Consider the following 19886-nt stretch of genomic DNA (forward strand, 5'->3'; position numbering starts at 1 on the left):
GTAATACTTATGAAAATTTTCAGAAAATTTAAAAATAGAGGTTGATGATGGATACGTTAAAGAAAAGGTTGGGTAGACGAATTAGAGAAGCGAGGGAGAAAAGCAGTTTATCGCGTGAGCAACTTTGTCGAGATGAAAGTCAATTGACAGTAAGGCAGTTGGCTAGAATTGAATTAGGGCAATCTCTTCCCTCGATTGTTAAATTAAAGTATATTTCAGATATCTTAGAAATGGACATGGTTGATTTGCTAGAAGGTGATAACCTGACTATTCCCGAATCCTACTTTGAATTAAAATATAAATTATTAAAGTTTCCAAGTTATGGAGATTCTGAGAGAATGCAACAAAAGTCAGAGCTAATTACTAGTATTTATGATACTTATCTGGATATCTTACCTGAAGATGAGCTGTTTACTTTGGAGCTATTAGAAAATATCCAAGAGCATCGCATTACAGGTAATAGTGTAGAAGCAGAAGTGATTTTTGAAGATTACTTCTCACAATTATTAACTAAACAACACTACCAGTTGAATGATCTTTTGTTGTCAAGTTATTATTTGATGCAATCTGGGCAGAATAGTAAAAAACAAGCTGACATAAAATTAATCATTGACACTATTTTAGCTCAGCCGCTGAAAGCATCTGATGAATATAGCTTTGCTTTATTGGGGGCGATGTCTTCAGTGGCAGTGCACTATGTTCTTATGGAAAAATTTGAGGATATTGGGAATTTAACGGAAAAAATGAATACTATTATTGATTGGACAGGACAACATAGTCTAAAACCAGTTGTCTTAATGTTAGAGGCAAAGTATCATTTGAAAGTGTTTCAAGACAAATTAAAAGCTGAGGAATTATATAAGTTGGGAATTTTTCTAGCAAAAACATTTGGAGAGCAAGTTTTAGAGAAAAAAATTTCCCAAGAAATGAAAAATGATTTGACAACATGACATTTATGTCATGTTGTTTTGCTAATTTCTAAGTTATAATGGATTCAATAAATCAAGAGAGGAGATTATAAAATGAAAATGTTTTTAGGTGTTCTTTTAGTACATTGGTTCCATATTTTTGGCTAATCAATCTAACTTCCTTCGCTTTCGGAGGGAGTATTTTTGTCCCCGTACAGTTTTTATGAGAGTCTCTTGTTCTGCTATTTTTAGAGTGTTATAATGAATAACATGACAAGATATAAAGCAATTGTTTCTTACGATGGCTCTGCATTTTCTGGTTTTCAGCGTCAGCCTCATGCACGTAGCGTTCAAGAAGAAATAGAAAAAACATTAAAAAGACTAAATAGTGGTCAAGAAGTAACGATCTATGGCGCAGGGCGAACGGATGCTGGTGTCCATGCTTACGGTCAAGTCATTCATTTTGATCTGCCACAATTACGAGATGTTGAGAAATTACGTTTTGGCTTAGATACGCAGTGTCCAGAGGATATTGATATCGTTAAGGTTGAGGTAGTTGATGAGCAATTTCATGCAAGGTACAATAAACATAGTAAGACTTATGAATTTCTTGTGGATAGTGGGCGCCCTAAAAATCCCATGATGCGCCATTACGCAACCGCCTATCCTTATCCTTTAGATTTGGCTTTAATGCAAGAAGCTATTCAAGATTTGATTGGAACACATGATTTTACAGGTTTCACTGCATCAGGTACCAGTGTTGAAAATAAGGTTAGGACAATCACAGAAGCCAGTGTTCGTCAGGGAGATAGTCCTCAGTTTTTTATCTTTACTTTTAAAGGAAATGGTTTTTTATATAAACAGGTAAGAAATATGGTTGGAACCCTTTTAAAAATCGGAAATGCTCGTATGCCAGTATCACAAATTAAGACAGTCTTAACATCAAAAAATCGTGATTTAGCTGGACCAACTGCGGCTCCAGAAGGTTTGTATTTAAAGGAGATTAGCTATGAAGAATAAATTTATTTTGGCTCTATCGGGAAATGATATTTTCAGTGGTGGGGGCTTGCATGCAGATTTGACGACCTATACTGTTAATAAATTGCATGGCTTTGTAGCTGTGACGTGTTTGACAGCAGTAACGGAAAATGGTTTTGAGGTTTTCCCAATTGACAAAGAGATATTCTCGGCCCAATTAAACAGTTTGAAAGATGTTGATTTTTCAGCTATTAAGATTGGCCTTTTGCCAAATGTTGAAATCGCACAAAAAGCTTTGGACTTTATCAAAAGCCATTCTGACCGTCCAGTTGTTTTAGATCCTGTTTTAGTGTGTAAGGAAAATCATGATTTGGAAGTGAGTCAGCTAAGAGATGAGTTGATTAAGTTTTTCCCCTATGTGACTATTGTCACGCCGAATTTAGCAGAAGCGCAGCTTTTGACCCAAACAAGGATTACAAATCTTGAGGAGATGAAAGCTGCAGCTAAAATCTTATACGATTTAGGAGCTAGATATGTTGTCATTAAGGGGGGGAATCGTTTCCATCAAGAACAAGCGACTGATGTCTTTTATGACGGTCAAGATTACAAGATACTAGAATATCCTGTTTTGCCACAAAATAATATTGGAGCAGGTTGTACCTTTGCTTCAAGTATTGCCAGTCAACTGGTTTTAGGAAAATCTGTCTTAGAAGCCGTTGCTGTATCTAAAGACTTTGTTTATCAAGCGATTCAATCATCTGATCAGTATGGAGTGGTACAATATGAAGAAAACTAATATCAATTTGCTAGCACAATTGGCTATTATTACAGCGCTAAGTATTATTTTGGGGATTTATGTTCAAATTAAGACGCCGACTGGTTTTCTAACCTTGTTAGATGCTGGGATTTATTTTAGTGCTTTTTACTTTGGTAAAAAAGAAGGTGCTATTGTCGGTGCTTTATCTGGTTTTTTGATTGACTTGATTTTAGGCTATCCGCAGTGGATGTTTATCAGCTTATTGGCGCATGGGGGACAAGGTTACTTTGCGACATGGCATAAAAACAAAGTACTTAGCTTAAGTATCGCTTCTCTTGTGATGGTAGGGACCTACTTTTTATTTTCTATTTTCTTTTATAATTTAGGAGAGGCTCTTGCAGGAGTTTTAGGAAATGTGATGCAGAATTTTGTTGGAATGGCAGTTGGTTATTTCTTAGCTCGCATCTTAAAGGAACGTGTAGGATAGGAGGAGTCTGTGATGGATTTACAACGGTTAGAAAAAGAAACTAGAGCACTTATTTTAGACATTCTTGATCGATCAAAGATTAAAGCTAACCATATTTTTGTTTTAGGGTTATCTTCTAGTGAAGTGGCTGGTGAAATCATTGGGACGGCTTCGAGCCAAAAAATAGGTGAAGTGATTGTAAAGACTTTGTTGGATGAGCTAACCCCGCGTGGGATTTATTTAGCGGTTCAAGGTTGTGAACATCTCAATCGAGCTTTGGTAGTAGAGCGTCAATTAGCAGAAGATAAAGATCTTGAAATTGTTAATGTTTTACCCAACCTTCATGCAGGAGGTAGTGGCCAATTGGCGGCCTTTAAGTATATGTCAGATCCAGTTGAGGTGGAAGAAGTGGTTGCACATTCTGGTTTGGACATTGGGGACACCTCCATTGGGATGCACATCAAACGTGTCCAAGTTCCGCTTAGACCAATTTATCGTGAGTTGGGCGGTGCTCATGTGACTGCTCTAACCACACGACCTAAGTTAATTGGTGGTGCAAGGGCTACTTATCATGACGATCCTATTAGAAAATACTAAGAGAGTGAAAAAACGAAAAGTAAGTAAAGAAATAGGCTAGCAAAGACAGTTATGATGTCTTTTCTAGCCTATTTTTATTTAGGTTAAAGTAGCGGTGCCTTGATCAGTTGAGAGTGCTTTTGATGTTGTTCTTAATAAAGTAAACTCTGCAATGTGTCTCTAGGTGACGGGGTCTGATGGTGTGATAAGATTTTGTTCCTTTAGGGCCTCTTGGTAGAGTTTATAAAAAGTATAGTAAATCTCGTTTTGTTTTCCATTTTCAGTGATAATGTCAATTCTAAAAACAAAAGTCCCTGTTGTTGTCGTTCGGCCGCCAAGGATAATAGGACTACCGATGATTTCTGGATAGTGTCCGACTTCTTTCTGATTGACTTGGTGAATAATGTCAGTGACCTGTTCTAAGTCAGAATCAAAAGGGAGAGGGAGGTCGATTTGAGCTTTCATTTGCCCGCGTGATTGGTTGCCGACAATGGTGATGTTTCGATTTGGGATAAAGTAAACCGTGCCATCGACACTTTTAACCTGAGTTGTTCGCAAGCCAACACTGGTAACAGTCCCTGTAATGGTGGAGACTTGTATGCTGTCACCAACATCGAATTGACGTTCAAAAAGGATAAAAAATCCATTAACAAGATCGGTCAAAAAACCTTGTGCTCCAAGGCCCACAGCTATTCCAGCTATTCCTGCACCAGCAAGAAGGCTAGATATAGGCAATCCTAATAAAGACAAAATCCAATACAGGACAAAGAATCCTAAAGTGTAGTCCATCACATTTTGGGATAATTTAATAAGAGTTTCTTGTCGTCCCTTGGTTTGACCAGAGAAGTTAACCGATTTAACGATGGTTTTTTTAAAGGCATAGTGGGCAAAACGCTTGACTAAACTATAAGCTATCAGTAAAGCTATAATAGCTAATAATTTTGAGGTAAGAGAAATGGCTAAACTTTCTATGTCAAGGCTATTCCAGTATTTTGTGATAAATGTCATAATTCCTCCTTTGATTATAGTTTAGCAAAAAAAAGCTTCTACGTGTTCCTGTAGAAGTCTGAGTAAAAAAATAGAAGAAAAAGTTTGTTCTTAAAGGTGAAACAAGATAAAAAAAGTTTGAATTTACTATTAAATGTGATAAAATGAAAGGTGAAATAAAATTTTTAAGGAGAATTGACTTAATGTCTACATCATTTGAAAACAAAGCGACAAACCGTGGTGTGATTACCATCACGATTGGTCAAGATAAAATCAAACCAGCCCTTGACCAAGCTTTTAATAAAGTAAAGAAAGATTTGAATGTGCCAGGTTTCCGTAAAGGTCATATGCCACGCCCTGTCTTTAACCAACGTTTTGGTGAAGAAGCACTTTTTGAAGATGCTTTGAACAGCATTTTGCCATCAGCTTATGCTGCAGCTGTTGAAGAGCTTGGACTTGATATCGTTGCACAACCAAAAATTGACGTGGTTTCAATGGAAAAAGGTCAAGACTGGACAGTAACAGCTGAAGTTGTGACAAAACCAGAAGTTAAATTGGGTGACTATAAAGACCTTGAAGTTTCTGTAGAAGTTTCAAAAGAAGTTACTGATGAAGAAGTTGATGCTAAGGTTGAACGTGAGCGTAATAACTTGGCTGAACTTGTTATTAAAGATGGAGCTGCTGAGCAAGGCGATACTGTTGTGATTGACTTTGTTGGTTCAGTTGACGGTGTTGAATTTGACGGTGGTAAAGGCGATAACTTCTCACTTGAACTTGGTAGCGGTCAATTCATCCCAGGTTTTGAAGACCAATTAGTTGGTGCAAAAGCTGGTGAAACAGTTGAAGTAAACGTTACTTTCCCAGAAGATTATCAAGCTTCAGATCTTGCAGGTAAAGCAGCTAAATTTGTGACAACTGTTCACGATGTTAAAGCTAAAGAAGTTCCTGCGCTTGATGATGAATTAGCAAAAGATATTGATGATGAAGTAGCAACACTTGATGAATTAAAAGCTAAATATCGTAAAGAACTTGAAGCAGCAAAAGAGATTGCATTTGATGATGCAGTAGAAGGTGCAGCACTTGAGTTAGCAGTTGCAAACGCTGAAATCGTTGAATTGCCAGAAGAGATGGTTCATGAAGAAGTACACCGTGCTATGCAAGAGTTCGTGGGTAATATGCAACGTCAAGGAATCTCTCCTGAAATGTACTTCCAATTAACAGGTACAAGTGAAGAAGACCTTCACAAGCAATACGAAGCAGATGCAGATCGTCGTACACGCACAAACCTTGTGATTGAAGCAATTGCTAAAGCAGAAGGTTTTGAAGCATCTGAAGAAGAGATCGAAAAAGAAATCACTGACTTGGCTACTGAGTACAAAATGCCAGTTGAACAAGTTCGTTCACTTTTATCAGCTGACATGTTGAAGCATGATATCGCAATGAAAAAAGCAGTAGAAGTGATCACAAGCACCGCTAAAGTGAAGTAATAAAATGATAAAAGATTGGAAGTTTCCAGTCTTTTATTTTTTACACAAATTATGAGAAATATTTTGACGAATGCAAAAATTTAGCGTAAAATAGTAATGCTATTAGTTTATAAAGATATGATGGGTGATTTGTCATATATGACTAAGTAGAGCGCATAGTAGGTAAGTAACCTCTTGCGTAGTGTTATTAAAGATGGCCAACAAGATCACTGCTTTAGGTATTTAGCGTGACTTGTTTTAAGGTCGTTCTATCATCTAATTAAGGAGAACTGTTTTGGAATTAGACGTATTTGCTGGTCAAGAAAAAAGTGAATTATCAATGATTGAAGTGGCACGGGCAATCTTAGAATTACGTGGTCGTGATAAAGAGATGTATTTCAGTGACTTAGTTAATGAAATTCAAACTTATCTTGGAAAATCAGATTTAGAAATCCGTGAAGCACTTCCATATTTCTACTCAGATTTGAACACTGATGGTAGTTTTATTCCGTTGGGTGAAAATAAATGGGGTCTTCGTTCGTGGTATGCCATTGATGAAATTGATGAAGAAATTATTACGCTTGAAGAAGATGATGAAGGGGCGCCTAAACGTAAGAAAAAACGTGTTAACGCCTTTATGGATGGCGATGAAGATGCCATTGATTACAACGATGATGATCCAGAAGATGAATCTTACACACGTAATGATGAAATAGGATATGACGAAGAAAATCCAGATGATGAAAAATCAGAAGTAGAATCATATGATTCTGAAATCAATGAAATTATCCCAGATGATGATTTGGAAGAAGATGTAGAAATCAATGAAGAGGATGATGAGTTTTCAGAGGATGATGAGTCTGAAGATTTGGGATAAACATTTTCAATTTGACAAAATCTGATGGATGGTTTATAGTATTTATCGGGCACCTCTTTTTGAGGTCGGATAAGCTCCCTAAGTTTTTAGGGAGTATTTTTTGTTTTTATAAGCAAAAACTCCAAATTTCAGTGATTATTTTTAGGAAGAGGAAAGAAAATGACAAAGTATATTTTCGTAACGGGTGGTGTTGTATCATCTATTGGTAAGGGGATTGTAGCAGCAAGTTTAGGCCGTTTGTTAAAAAACAGAGGCCTGAAGGTGACTATTCAAAAATTTGATCCTTATATCAATATTGATCCAGGAACCATGAGTCCTTATCAACATGGTGAAGTGTATGTTACTGATGATGGTGCTGAAACCGATCTTGATTTAGGACACTATGAACGTTTTATTGATATTAATCTTAATAAATACTCTAATGTCACTACAGGTAAAATCTATAGTGAAGTGCTTCGCAAGGAGCGTAGAGGAGAGTATCTTGGAGCTACTGTTCAGGTTATTCCACATATCACTGATGCTTTGAAAGAAAAAATTAAGCGAGCAGCGACAACAACAGACTCAGATGTTATTATTACCGAGGTAGGTGGGACAGTTGGTGATATTGAAAGTCTTCCTTTCCTTGAGGCTCTTCGTCAAATGAAGGCTGATGTGGGGTCGGATAATGTGATGTATATTCATACCACTCTTCTGCCTTATTTAAAAGCAGCGGGCGAGATGAAAACTAAACCCACACAACATTCAGTTAAAGAGTTACGTGGACTGGGTATCCAACCTAATATGTTAGTTATTCGTACGGAGCAACCTGTTGAACAAGGCGTTAAGAATAAATTAGCTCAATTTTGTGATGTCGCACCAGAAGCTGTTATTGAATCGCGAGATGTAGAGCATATTTATCAAATTCCGCTAAACATGCAGGCGCAAAATATGGATCAAATTGTTTGTGATCATTTGAAGATTGATGCCCCTAAAGCGGATATGACAGAGTGGTCTGCGATGGTAGATAAGGTGATGAACCTTAAAAAGACAACAAAGATTGCTCTTGTTGGGAAATATGTTGAATTGCCTGATGCTTATCTTTCAGTTGTAGAAGCGCTTAAACACTCAGGTTATACCAATGATTCGGCAATTGACTTGAATTGGGTCAATGCAGCTGAGGTTACTAAAGAGAATGTTTCTGACCTTTTAGGTGATGCCGATGGTATTATTGTTCCTGGTGGATTTGGTCATCGTGGAACAGAAGGTAAAATTCAAGCGATTCGTTATGCGCGTGAAAATGACGTCCCTATGCTAGGGGTTTGTTTGGGGATGCAGTTGACGTGTGTTGAGTTTGCTCGTCATGTTCTTAATTTAGAAGGTGCTAATTCCGCTGAACTTGATCCAGAAACCAATTATCCAATTATTGATATTATGCGTGATCAAATTGATATTGAAGATATGGGGGGAACACTTCGTTTAGGTTTGTACCCATGTAAGCTAAAAGCAGGAAGTCGTGCTGCAGCAGCTTATAACAATCAAGAAGTTGTTCAACGTCGCCACCGTCATCGTTATGAGTTTAACACAGCTTTCCGTGAGCAATTTGAAGCGGCTGGTTTTGTTTTCTCAGGTGTCTCACCAGATAATCGTTTGATGGAAGTCGTTGAGTTGCCAGATAAAAAATTCTTTGTTGCAGCACAATATCATCCAGAGTTGCACTCTCGTCCAAATCGTCCAGAGGAACTCTACACAGCCTTTGTAACAGCGGCAGTTGAAAATACAAAATAAGAAAGAGGCTCAGCCCTCTTTTTTTCAGTTGCCAAAAAGTGTATAATAAATCCTATGAGAAAATTATGGATAAAACGTATTGTACTAGGTTTATTAGCGATTAGCCTACTAGGTACTGGAGTGGCTAGTTTTTATTTCTTTCATGTAGCGCAAGTAAGAGCTGAAAAGAGCTTTATTAATAATGCGCCGACAGCCAAATCAGATCCGCTTTATGAAGACGAACAGAAGTTTGATCAACTGTTCAAAGAAATACTTTGGATGAATCATCAAGGGGTTAAACAAGATGCTTGGTATGTCGAAGCAGATCAAGAAACAGATAAAACGGTTATTATTGTACATGGTTTTACTCAAAGTAAAGAAAAAATGAAAGCTTATGGCTGGCTATTTCATGAACTAGGCTATAATGTTCTGATGCCTGACAATGTTGCTTCAGGTGATAGTGGCGGTCGTATTATAGGATATGGATGGAATGACCGTCTAAATTTAATAAAGTGGATTGATATTTTACTGGAGCGTCAACCTAATAGTCAGATTACCTTGTATGGCCTGTCTATGGGAGCAGCTACTGTGATGATGGCTAGTGGTGAAAAGCTGCCAGCACAAGTTAAAACCATTATTGAAGATGCAGGTTATACCAGTGTTTGGGATGAATTGAAGTATCAAGCAAAGGATATGTATGGTCTCCCAGCCTTTCCAATTTTATATGGTGTCTCTAGCATTTCTAAATTACGTGCAGGTTTTTCTTATGGACAAGCTAGCGCAGTTAATCAATTATCTAAAAATACTAGACCAACCTTATTTATTCATGGGGATGCAGATGATTTTGTTCCTACAGAGATGGTTTATGAAAATTATCATGCGACTAAAGGACCTAAGGAATTGTATATCGTCAAAGGTGCAGGACACGCTAAAACATTGGCAAAAGATAAGTTAGCTTACCGAGAGCAGATTGAAAAATTTTTGAAAAAATACGAAAAATAATATTGACAACTAATATAGTAAGATGCTATACTATATTATGTTGACGCGGGGGTGGCGGAATTGGCAGACGCGCAGGATTAAGGATCCTGTGACCGCTTTAGGTCGTAAGGGTTCAAGTCCCTTTCTCCGCAGAGTAAGCTAGCTTAGGCTAGCTTTTTTTGATTTTAGGGAGAAATCAGTGAAATTTTAATGAAAGACTGGAATTTTTACTCTAAACGTGATAAAATGAACAATGTAAATGGGTTTTTCCCAAAAAATAAAAGGAGGCCTTTTAAATGGCAATCGTTTCAGCAGAAAAATTCGTCCAAGCAGCTCGTGATAACGGCTATGCAGTTGGTGGATTCAACACAAACAACCTTGAGTGGACACAAGCTATCTTGCGTGCAGCAGAAGCTAAACAAGCTCCAGTTCTTATCCAAACATCTATGGGTGCTGGTAAGTACATGGGTGGTTACAAAGTATGTAAAAACATGATTGAAAACCTTGTTGAGTCAATGGGTATCACTGTACCAGTTGCGATTCACCTTGACCACGGTCACTATGAAGACGTTCTTGAGTGTATCGAAGTTGGTTACACTTCAGTTATGTTTGACGGGTCACACCTTCCAATCGAAGAAAACCTTAAATTGGCTAAAGATGTTGTTGAAAAAGCACATGCTAAAGGTATCTCAGTAGAAGCTGAAGTTGGTACTATCGGTGGTGAAGAAGATGGTATCATCGGTAAAGGTGAATTGGCACCAATCGAAGATGCTAAAGCAATGGTTGAAACTGGAGTTGACTTCTTGGCTGCAGGTATCGGTAACATCCACGGTCCATACCCAGCAAACTGGGAAGGTCTTGCACTTGATCACCTTGAAAAATTGGCTGAAGCTATCCCAGGTTTCCCAATCGTTCTTCACGGTGGTTCAGGTATTCCTGATGAGCAAATCAAAGAAGCTATCCGTCTTGGTGTTGCTAAAATCAACGTTAACACAGAAAGTCAAATCGCATTCTCAAATGCAACTCGCGAATTTGCTCGTAACTACGATGCAAACGAAGCAGAATACGATGCTAAAAAACTCTTTGATCCACGTAAATTCTTGGCTCCAGGTATCAAAGCTGTCCAAGGTGCTGTTGAAGAGCGTATCGACGTATTCGGTTCAGCAAATAAAGCATAATTTTGCTTGATACGTTGACAAAAGGTTTATCCTTAAGGATAAACCTTTTTTTTGATTAAACACCTGATAAAAATCTTATTTAATGGTCAGTATTTTAAAGAAATGTTATAATGTAAAAAATAAGTGATGGAAAGTAGGATGACATGGTAGAGAAAACGACACTCAAGGAATTACGCACTCGCTCAAGTATCTATGATGGGATGGTGAAATCGCCTAACCGAGCGATGCTTCGCGCGACAGGAATGACGGATGAAAACTTTGAGACACCTATTGTCGGTGTCATCTCGACATGGGCTGAAAATACCCCTTGTAATATTCATCTTCATGATTTTGGAAAGTTGGCAAAAGAAGGCGTTAAAGCAGAAGGGGCTTGGCCTGTTCAATTTGGGACAATCACCGTTGCCGACGGTATTGCTATGGGAACACCAGGGATGCGTTTTTCTCTGCCTTCTCGTGATATTATTGCAGACTCGATTGAGGCTGCCATATCAGGTCATAACTGTGATGCCTTGGTAGCGATTGGTGGTTGTGATAAAAATATGCCAGGCTCTATGATTGCGATTGCTAATACTGGTATTCCAGCTATCTTTGTTTATGGTGGAACGATTGCGCCAGGAAATCTTGATGGTAAGGATATTGATTTAGTTTCTGTTTTTGAAGGTGTTGGACGTTGGAATCATGGTGATTTGACAGAAGAAGAAGTTCGTCGGATTGAATGCAATGCTTGTCCAGGTCCTGGTGGTTGTGGTGGAATGTACACAGCAAATACAATGGCATCTGCAATTGAAGCTATGGGAATGAGTTTGCCAGGTTCATCTTCACATCCAGCCGAGTCGCCAGAGAAAAAAGCTGATGTTGAGGCGGCAGGACGTGCAGTTGTTAAGTTGATGGAAATGGGCATTACTCCAAAAGATATTATGACAAGAAAAGCATTTGAAAATGCGATCACGGTTGTCATGGCTCTAGGTGGGTCAACAAATGCTATTTTACATTTGATGGCTATTGCTCATGCGGCTAATGTGGAATTAACTTTGGATGATTTTAATGATTTTCAAGAGCGTGTGCCACATTTGGCGGATTTAAAACCTAGTGGTCAGTATGTTTTCCAAGATTTATACCATGTTGGTGGTGTTCAAGCAGTTATGAAATATCTGTATCAAAATGGTTTCCTTCATGGTGACGTTTTAACATGTACAGGTAAAACATTAGCAGAAAACTTGGCAGAAGCTCCTGATTTGAAAGAAGGTCAAAAAGTAATCATGCCTTTAGAAGCACCAAAACGTGCGGATGGTCCATTGATTGTGCTTCATGGAAACTTAGCTCCAGAAGGAGCTGTTGCTAAAGTATCTGGTGTTAAGGTTCGTCGCCATGAAGGTCCTGCTAAGGTCTTCAATACAGAAGAAGATGCTGTTAAGGCTGTTTTAGCAGATGAAGTAGTTGATGGGGATGTCGTAGTGGTTCGATTTGTCGGACCAAAAGGTGGACCAGGTATGCCTGAGATGCTTTCGCTTTCTTCTATTTTGGTTGGTAAAGGACAAGGTGAATCTGTTGCCCTTCTAACAGATGGACGTTTCTCAGGAGGAACCTATGGTTTAGTAGTGGGACATATTGCACCAGAAGCTCAAGATGGGGGTCCAATTGCTTACCTACGCGATGGGGATATTGTGATTGTTGACCAAGATACAAAAGAATTGACGGTTAAAATCTCTGATGAAGAGCTAGCTAAACGTCAGTCAGAGACTACGCTTCCACCACTTTACTCACGCGGTGTTCTTGGGAAATACGCTCATATTGTTTCCTCGGCTTCAAAAGGGGCGGTGACAGATTTTTGGAAAAAAGATAGTCAGTAAAATCATTTCAAAATAAAAAAGCCAGTATCGGCTTTTTTATTTTGGATTAATTCTAAGGGCGATACGACCGTATCGTGAGATTCGAGTCATCTTCCAAGCAGGAGACCAAACGATTTCCACTTGCACGCTTTTGACAGCATCAATCTCTTTTAAGCGACGGACTAACTCGTCTGGCATAGTGTCAGCACAGCTACACCCTGCATCAGTAAAGGTCATAACCACTTTGCAGTGTCCATTTTGATCTAGAGTTAATTCATAAATTAATCCTAGATTATAAATATCTAGTTCAATTTCAGGATCATAGACACTTTGCAAAATAGAAATGAATTGATCTTCAAAATCTTTGACGCGATCATTTATCTTAATATCTTCTCTCATATTACTTTCTCTTTTCGATAGCATTAGCTTTATTCTAACATAAAACCTTGAAAAGATTCAATGGTTTAGCTATCAGAAGGCAGGAGAGAAATAAAAAATAATGCTTGCGTTGATTAATCTAATGTGATATAATATTTTGGTATGTGGTGCTAGCACATCCGTAAAAAAATACACATAGGAGGATCAGTTGACAATGGCTAAAGTATGTTATTTCACAGGACGTAAAACTGTATCAGCTAATAACCGTTCACACGCTATGAACAAAACAAAACGTACAGCAAAACCAAACCTTCAAAAAGTTACTGTTCTTATCGACGGTAAACCTAAAAAAGTTTGGGCTTCAGCTCGTGCACTTAAATCTGGTAAAGTAGAGCGTGTTTAAGACGATAAAAAAGAGTTGAGGATTTCTCATCTCTTTTTCTATTTTACTTCCTTATCACTATATCTTTTACAATATCTTTAAAGTATGCTAAAATAGAGTGATAAAAACTTTTTGAGGTAGTAATTATGACTGTGAAAATCAATACAAAAGATGGTCAAATCGAATTGTCAGATGACGTTATCGCAACAGTTGTTGGGGGCTCTGCGACAGAAATTTTTGGCGTTGTTGGAATGGCAAGTAAGAGTGCCTTCAAGGATAATTTCCAAGCGCTGTTACGTAAAGAAAACTACGCGAAAGGTGTTGTCGTCAAGTCAACAGAGGAAGGGATTTCTGTTGATGTTTACACTGTCATGAGTTATGGTGTAAAGATTAGTGAAGTATCAAAAAATATCCAAGAACGTGTTAAATTTAACCTTGAAAATCAACTCGGTATCACAGCTAATACTGTAAATGTTTACGTTCAAAATATTAAAGTTGTAGGAGAATAATCGTGGCAAATATCACAACCAGTTTGTTACAAGAGATGGTGCAAGCAGCCTCCACTCGTTTGAATAAACAATCAGAATATGTAAATTCATTAAATGTTTTTCCTGTTCCAGATGGTGATACTGGAACCAATATGGGAATGACGATTGAAAATGGTGCAAAGGAAGTTGCTGATAAGCCAGCTAATACGGTTGGAGAAGTAGCTCAAATTCTTTCCAAAGGTCTTTTGATGGGGGCGCGTGGAAACTCAGGTGTCATCACTTCTCAACTTTTCCGTGGTTTTGGACAAAGTGTTAAAGATCTTGAGGAGATGACAGGTGTTGATTTAGCCCATGCTTTACAAGCAGGTGTAGAAGTTGCCTATAAGGCTGTCATGAAACCTGTTGAAGGGACGATTTTAACTGTTTCTCGTGGGGCAGCGACAGCAGCACTAAAAAAATCAGAAGAAACAGACGATGCTATCGAAGTGATGCGTGCAACCGTGGAGGGAGCTAAAGCGGCTCTTGCTAAAACACCAGATATGCTTCCTGTTTTAAAAGAAGTTGGTGTTGTCGATTCAGGTGGTCAAGGTCTTGTTTACATCTATGAAGGTTTCTTATCTGCTTTAACGGGAGAGTATATAGCTTCTGAGGAGTTTCAAGCAACGCCAGCAACCATGACAGAGATGATTAATGCGGAGCATCATAAATCTATTGCGGGACACATTGCGACAGAAGATATTACCTTTGGTTACTGTACAGAAATCATGGTCGGTTTGAAACAAGGTCCGACTTATGTGAAGGATTTTGACTACGAGGATTTCCAAACTTATCTTAGTGGTTTAGGTGATTCCTTATTGGTTGTTAATGATGACGAGATTGTCAAGGTCCATGTCCACACAGAAGATCCTGGTCTTGTGATGCAAGAGGGGTTGAAATATGGGGCTTTGGTAAAAGTTAAAGTTGATAATATGCGTCAACAACACGATGCACAAGTTCAACAAGAAGCAGCCAAAGAGCAAAGTCAACCTAAAAAAGATTATGGTATTATTGCGGTGGTAGCTGGGGAAGGACTAGCTGAAATTTTTAAAGCGCAAGGTGTAGATTATGTGATTTCTGGCGGTCAAACGATGAACCCATCAACAGAAGATATTGTAAAAGCAGTTGAGACGGTTAATGCAGAGCGTGTCATCATCTTACCGAATAATAAAAATATCTTTATGGCAGCGCAATCAGCTGCAGATGTTGTGGAAATTCCAGCAGCTGTGATAGAAACACGGACAGTTCCACAAGGATTAACAAGTTTACTTGCCTTTGACCCAACACAGTCAATAGAAAATAATGCTTCTGCTATGTCATCAGTGCTGACAGATGTTGTTAGTGGTAGCGTGACTTTAGCTGTTCGTGATACTAGCATTGATGGATTAGAGATTCATGAAAATGATGTTTTAGGTATGGTTGATGGTAAAATTTTGGTCTCTACACCTAATATGGAAGAAGCCTTGCTTTCTACTTTTGAAAAAATGCTAGATGATGATAGCGAGATTGTGACTATTTTTGTCGGTGAAGATGGACAAGAAGAGTTAGCAGAGAAGATTGCTGCTCAATTAGAAGAAAAATATGAGGATATCGAAGTTGAAATCCATCAAGGAGATCAACCTGTCTATCCTTACCTAATGAGCGTGGAATAATGACATAAAAGAAAGGTTGTTGATCAACTTTTCTTTTTTTAGTTTATTAAATACAAAATTTTCTGAAAATTCCTTGACAATATTTTCAAAAATGATAACATGGAATGTAATAATTCTGTTTGGAAATAGAGGTTAAACTAATGAGAAGTGATATGATTAAACTTGGAATTGATAAGGCACCTGCACGCGGCTTACTGTATGCTACAGGTCAGGTTAAGTCAGCTCGTGACATGCAAAAACCTTTTATTGCCATTTGTAACTCGTATATTGATATTGTACCAGGTCATGTTCATTTACGTGAATTGGCAGATGTCGCCAAAGAAGCCATTCGTGAGGCTGGTGGAATTCCATTTGAGTTTAATACTATTGGAGTAGATGATGGGATTGCCATGGGACACATTGGGATGCGCTATAGTTTACCCTCTCGTGAATTGATTGCCGATGCGGCAGAAACGGTTATCAACGCTCATTGGTTTGATGGTGTTTTTTATATTCCAAACTGTGATAAAATTACTCCAGGTATGATTTTAGCTGCTATGCGAACTAATGTTCCTGCGGTATTTTGCTCAGGTGGTCCTATGAAGGGTGGAGTGGATATGACGGGGCATCATGCCAGTCTATCTAGTTTGTTTGAAGCGGTAGGAACCTATCAAGCAGGAGAGATGAGTAAGGAAGAATTTGAATTTTTAGAAAAAAATGCTTGTCCTACTTGTGGCTCTTGTTCAGGTATGTTTACTGCTAATTCGATGAATTGTTTGATGGAAGTGATGGGATTAGCTCTACCAGGCAATGGAACAACTTTAGCGGTATCTGATGCACGTCGTGAATTGGTGCGTCAAGCAGCAAAACACTTGATGGAAAATGTTAAAAATAATATCAAACCACGTGATATTGTGACTAAAGAAGCTATTGATGATGCCTTTGCATTAGATATGGCAATGGGAGGATCAACGAATACTGTTCTTCATACTTTAGCCATTGCGCGTGAAGCAGGGATTGAGTATGATCTTAAAGATATTAACGAGATTGCGAAAAAGACACCTTATATTTCTAAATTATCACCATCGTCAGCTTACACGATGCACGATGTTCATGAAGCTGGTGGAGTATCCGCTATTATCAATCAGTTAATTAAAAATGGCTCTATAAAAGGTGATCGTATCACTGTTACTGGAAAAACATTGAAAGAAAATGTTGCGGGATGTGAGATTTTAAATGAAGAAGTAATCCATCCTTTAGATAATCCTTATTCGCCTGTAGGAGGGCTATCAATTCTTTATGGAAATATTGCACAAGATGGATCGGTTATCAAAGTTGGTGGAGTAGACCCTTCAGTAAAAACTTTTCGTGGTAAGGCACTCTGTTGCGATTCACAAGATGAGGCTTTAGAGTTGATTGATAATGGTACTGTTCAAAAAGGACATGTTGTCGTGATTCGCTATGAAGGTCCTCAAGGTGGCCCAGGGATGCCAGAAATGTTAGCGCCAACCTCTAAGATTGTTGGTCGTGGTCTTGGAAAAGATGTCGCCTTGATTACAGATGGTCGCTTTTCTGGAGCGACACGTGGTATTGCTATTGGGCATGTCTCACCAGAAGCTGCTGCAGGTGGTAATATTGCTTTAATTGAAGATGGTGATGAGATTGTGATTGATTTGACTAATCGAACACTTGATTTATTAGTAGATGATCACACCTTGGCTGAGCGCCGTAAGTCGCTAAAACCTTTTAAACCGAAAATCTCAAGCGGCTGGCTTCGTCGTTACACCCACTTTGCCTCCTCAGCTAACTTCGGTGGCTCTATGATGACAGAAGAAGAATTTGAAGAAAGAAAAGCTGAGCGTGAAGCTTGAGTGTAAATCAAATTTAAGACTTATTTTGGGGTTTTAGTGAGAAAGAAAAGCTGGTTGAAAACGCAAACAAATTTAAAATTAACTTGCATTATTTTGTAAAAATGTTATCATATTATCTAAGGTATTTGAATTTTTTGAAAATTTCCAAAAAAGAAAGTAAAGGAGGACAAGCGTGGAAAAAATACATCTTGAAACACCTAAATCAGGAGCAGAATTAGTTCTTGAAACTCTAGCTAGTCTAGAAATTAAAACCATCTTTGGTTATCCAGGTGGAGCAGTCTTGCCAGTATATGATGCTATCTATCAGCAGGATGCTGTTAAACACGTCTTGTCTCGTCATGAGCAAGGAGCCCTCCATAAAGCTGAAGGTTATGCCAAGTCAACTGGTCGTATAGGTGTTGCTTTGGTAACCAGTGGTCCAGGTGCAACGAATGCTATTACAGGAATTGCAGATGCTATGGGGGACAGTGTTCCTTTATTGGTGTTCACTGGTCAGGTTGCTACAAGAGGAATCGGTAAGGATGCCTTTCAGGAGGCTGATATTATTGGTGTCACGATGCCAATTACCAAGTATAATTACCAGATTCGTCATACTGAGGATATTCCTCGTATTATTGTAGAGGCCGTTCATATTGCAACCACTGGTCGCCCAGGTCCTGTTGTGATTGACTTACCAAAGGATATTGCAGAAGCCAAGACAGATTTTTATTATGATACTAACATCAATCTGCCAAGCTACCAACCTACCATTGAACCTAACCTTTTACAGATTAAGAAAATCTTATCACAACTATCTCAGTCTAAGAAGCCTCTCATCTTAGCGGGAGGAGGAGTTAATTATGCAGATGCCTCAGAAGACTTAGTGGCATTTGCAGAAAAATATCAGATTCCTGTTGTATCAACTCTTCTTGGACTAGGGGCGATTCCTGTTAATCACCAGTTGGCTCTAGCGATGGGAGGCATGCATGGTTCTTATGCGGCCAATATGGCTCTTACAGATGCTGATTTTATTATCAATTTTGGCTCTCGTTTTGATGATCGTTTGACTGGTAATATTTCAACATTCGCTCAAAATGCAGTGGTGGCTCATGTAGATATTGATCCTGCTGAGATTGGAAAAGTGGTTAATACAGCGATCCCTGTCGTTTCTGATGCTAAAAGAGCTCTTAAAGCTTTACTTGATTTAGATAAAGTGGAGACAGATTATGCTGATTGGACGCAAGAAGTTTTAAAAAATAAAGCTCGAGCACCGTTTTGGTATGATCTTGATGACACGACTATTAAGCCACAAAAAGCAATTGAGCTGATTGGTGAGATTACTAATGGTGATGCCATAGTCGTAACAGATGTTGGACAGCATCAGATGTGGGCAGCTCAATTTTATCCGTATAAGCACCCAAGACAGTTGGTGACCTCTGGTGGGATGGGGACTATGGGATTCGGTATCCCAGCAGCTATTGGAGCAAAATTTGCCAACCCAGATAAAGAGGTGATTCTTTTTGTTGGAGATGGTGGTTTCCAGATGACCAATCAAGAATTGGCAATTTTAAATGGCTACGGTGTCCCTATTAAAGTGGTTCTCATCAATAACCATTCTCTTGGAATGGTACGCCAATGGCAAGAGTCGTTCTACGACGAAAGACGTAGTGAGTCAACCTTTGATGATGAGCCAAATTTCCAACTTTTGGCAGCAGCTTATGGGATTGAGCATTATCATTTCACAGATCCAAAGACATTGGATAGGGATCTTGAGGTGATTAAAGAAAATAAACCTATGTTAATAGAAATTAGTATTTCTAATCGTGAGCATGTTTATCCGATGGTTCCTTCAGGAAAATCAAATTCAGAAATGTTGGGGGTGAAGTTTAATGCGTAGAATGTTGACAGCTAAGCTTCAAAACTCAACGGGTGTTTTGAATCGCTTTACGGGTGTTTTATCTCGTCGACAAGTTAATATTGAGTCTATCTCAGTTGGTCATACAGAAGCGCCTGGGGTTTCTAGAATTACGATTATTATTGATGTTGAAACACTTGAGGAAGTTGAGCAAATCATCAAGCAATTGAATCGCTTGATTGATGTGATTCGTGTTAGAGATATTACGGATATGCCTCATTTGGAAAGAGAAGTCATTTTGATTAAACTTTCTGCTCCCCCAGCAAAACGTGCTGAAATATTAGCCATTATTCAACCCTTCCGTGCAAGTGTTGTTGATGTGGCTCCTAAGACGATTACTATTCAGTTGACAGGAGATGCTGATAAGATCTCAGCCCTTATCCGAGTTGTCCAACCGTATGGTATTAAGAACATTGCTCGAACAGGAGCAACAGGATTTACACGAGATTTCTCGTAAATC

19 protein-coding genes and 1 tRNA gene are annotated in these 19886 nt (G+C 38.6%); 18 read left to right on the top strand and 2 right to left on the bottom strand.

Annotation, left to right across the window (positions count from 1 at the left end):
- Window positions 1–44 precede the first annotated feature (44 nt).
- From ACEE75_RS01955 to ACEE75_RS01975, 5 genes are all read left to right on the top strand, one after another.
- A complete protein-coding gene (locus tag ACEE75_RS01955; protein WP_449164811.1) occupies window positions 45–950 on the top strand; it encodes a helix-turn-helix domain-containing protein in 906 nt (301 codons plus the stop codon).
- 228 nt (window positions 951–1178) lie between these two features.
- Window positions 1179–1928, top strand: coding sequence for a tRNA pseudouridine(38-40) synthase TruA (gene truA / locus ACEE75_RS01960; RefSeq protein ID WP_447574260.1), 750 nt, complete (start codon window positions 1179–1181; stop codon window positions 1926–1928).
- A complete protein-coding gene (locus ACEE75_RS01965; RefSeq protein ID WP_447574259.1) occupies window positions 1918–2682 on the top strand; it encodes a bifunctional hydroxymethylpyrimidine kinase/phosphomethylpyrimidine kinase in 765 nt (254 codons plus the stop codon). Before truA ends, ACEE75_RS01965 begins: the two co-directional genes overlap by 11 nt.
- Window positions 2669–3130, top strand: coding sequence for an ECF transporter S component (locus tag ACEE75_RS01970; RefSeq protein ID WP_447574258.1), 462 nt, complete (start codon window positions 2669–2671; stop codon window positions 3128–3130). The genes ACEE75_RS01965 and ACEE75_RS01970 overlap by 14 nt, the downstream gene beginning before the upstream one ends.
- Window positions 3131–3142: 12 nt before the next feature.
- Complete coding sequence (locus ACEE75_RS01975; protein ID WP_447574257.1) at window positions 3143–3706, top strand: TIGR01440 family protein; 564 nt, start codon at window positions 3143–3145, stop codon at window positions 3704–3706.
- 159 nt (window positions 3707–3865) lie between these two features.
- Here ACEE75_RS01975 and ACEE75_RS01980 read toward each other — a convergent pair whose 3' ends face one another.
- Window positions 3866–4693 carry a mechanosensitive ion channel family protein gene (locus ACEE75_RS01980; protein WP_447574256.1) on the bottom strand — a complete coding sequence of 276 codons (828 nt, stop codon included), beginning with the start codon at window positions 4691–4693 and terminating at the stop codon, window positions 3866–3868.
- A 182-nt stretch (window positions 4694–4875) separates the two neighbouring features.
- Here ACEE75_RS01980 and tig point away from each other — a divergent pair, with 182 nt between their 5' ends.
- From tig to ilvD (ACEE75_RS02015), 7 genes are all read left to right on the top strand, one after another.
- The gene (gene tig / locus ACEE75_RS01985) at window positions 4876–6159 is read left to right on the top strand and encodes a trigger factor (RefSeq protein WP_447574255.1); all 1284 of its coding nucleotides are present in this window, start codon (window positions 4876–4878) and stop codon (window positions 6157–6159) included.
- A gap of 274 nt (window positions 6160–6433) precedes the next feature.
- Window positions 6434–7015, top strand: coding sequence for a DNA-directed RNA polymerase subunit delta (gene rpoE / locus ACEE75_RS01990; protein WP_447574254.1), 582 nt, complete (start codon window positions 6434–6436; stop codon window positions 7013–7015).
- Between the two features lie 159 nt (window positions 7016–7174).
- Window positions 7175–8779: a CTP synthase gene (locus tag ACEE75_RS01995; RefSeq protein ID WP_354367639.1), complete on the top strand. Its 1605-nt coding sequence runs from the start codon at window positions 7175–7177 to the stop codon at window positions 8777–8779.
- A 54-nt stretch (window positions 8780–8833) separates the two neighbouring features.
- A complete protein-coding gene (locus ACEE75_RS02000) occupies window positions 8834–9760 on the top strand; it encodes an alpha/beta hydrolase (protein ID WP_447574253.1) in 927 nt (308 codons plus the stop codon).
- Between the two features lie 45 nt (window positions 9761–9805).
- A tRNA-Leu gene (locus tag ACEE75_RS02005) sits at window positions 9806–9891 on the top strand.
- 144 nt (window positions 9892–10035) lie between these two features.
- A complete protein-coding gene (locus ACEE75_RS02010; protein WP_447574252.1) occupies window positions 10036–10917 on the top strand; it encodes a class II fructose-bisphosphate aldolase in 882 nt (293 codons plus the stop codon).
- A 143-nt stretch (window positions 10918–11060) separates the two neighbouring features.
- Window positions 11061–12767, top strand: coding sequence for a dihydroxy-acid dehydratase (gene ilvD / locus ACEE75_RS02015; protein ID WP_354369015.1), 1707 nt, complete (start codon window positions 11061–11063; stop codon window positions 12765–12767).
- A 36-nt stretch (window positions 12768–12803) separates the two neighbouring features.
- Here the strand turns inward: ilvD (ACEE75_RS02015) and ACEE75_RS02020 are convergent, their stop codons facing one another.
- Entirely contained in the window at window positions 12804–13145 is a 342-nt protein-coding gene (locus ACEE75_RS02020) for a metal-sulfur cluster assembly factor (RefSeq protein WP_354369013.1), read from the bottom strand.
- 193 nt (window positions 13146–13338) lie between these two features.
- Between ACEE75_RS02020 and rpmB the strand changes: the two genes are divergently transcribed.
- The 6 genes from rpmB to ilvN all read left to right on the top strand — a co-directional run bounded on the left by rpmB (window position 13339) and on the right by ilvN (window position 19883).
- Window positions 13339–13527: a 50S ribosomal protein L28 gene (gene rpmB / locus ACEE75_RS02025; protein WP_354369011.1), complete on the top strand. Its 189-nt coding sequence runs from the start codon at window positions 13339–13341 to the stop codon at window positions 13525–13527.
- A gap of 125 nt (window positions 13528–13652) precedes the next feature.
- A complete protein-coding gene (locus ACEE75_RS02030; RefSeq protein ID WP_354369009.1) occupies window positions 13653–14015 on the top strand; it encodes an Asp23/Gls24 family envelope stress response protein in 363 nt (120 codons plus the stop codon).
- Window positions 14016–14017: 2 nt separating this feature from the next.
- Window positions 14018–15682 carry a DAK2 domain-containing protein gene (locus tag ACEE75_RS02035; protein WP_447574251.1) on the top strand — a complete coding sequence of 555 codons (1665 nt, stop codon included), beginning with the start codon at window positions 14018–14020 and terminating at the stop codon, window positions 15680–15682.
- Window positions 15683–15822: 140 nt separating this feature from the next.
- Complete coding sequence (gene ilvD, locus ACEE75_RS02040) at window positions 15823–17532, top strand: dihydroxy-acid dehydratase (protein ID WP_446812844.1); 1710 nt, start codon at window positions 15823–15825, stop codon at window positions 17530–17532.
- A 172-nt stretch (window positions 17533–17704) separates the two neighbouring features.
- On the top strand, window positions 17705–19408 hold the full coding sequence (locus tag ACEE75_RS02045; protein WP_447574250.1) for an acetolactate synthase large subunit: 1704 nt from the start codon (window positions 17705–17707) through the stop codon (window positions 19406–19408).
- On the top strand, window positions 19401–19883 hold the full coding sequence (gene ilvN / locus ACEE75_RS02050; protein WP_354369001.1) for an acetolactate synthase small subunit: 483 nt from the start codon (window positions 19401–19403) through the stop codon (window positions 19881–19883). The genes ACEE75_RS02045 and ilvN overlap by 8 nt, the downstream gene beginning before the upstream one ends.
- Window positions 19884–19886: the final 3 nt, after the last annotated feature.

The organism is Streptococcus sp. 11273D007BT, from assembly GCF_053547195.1.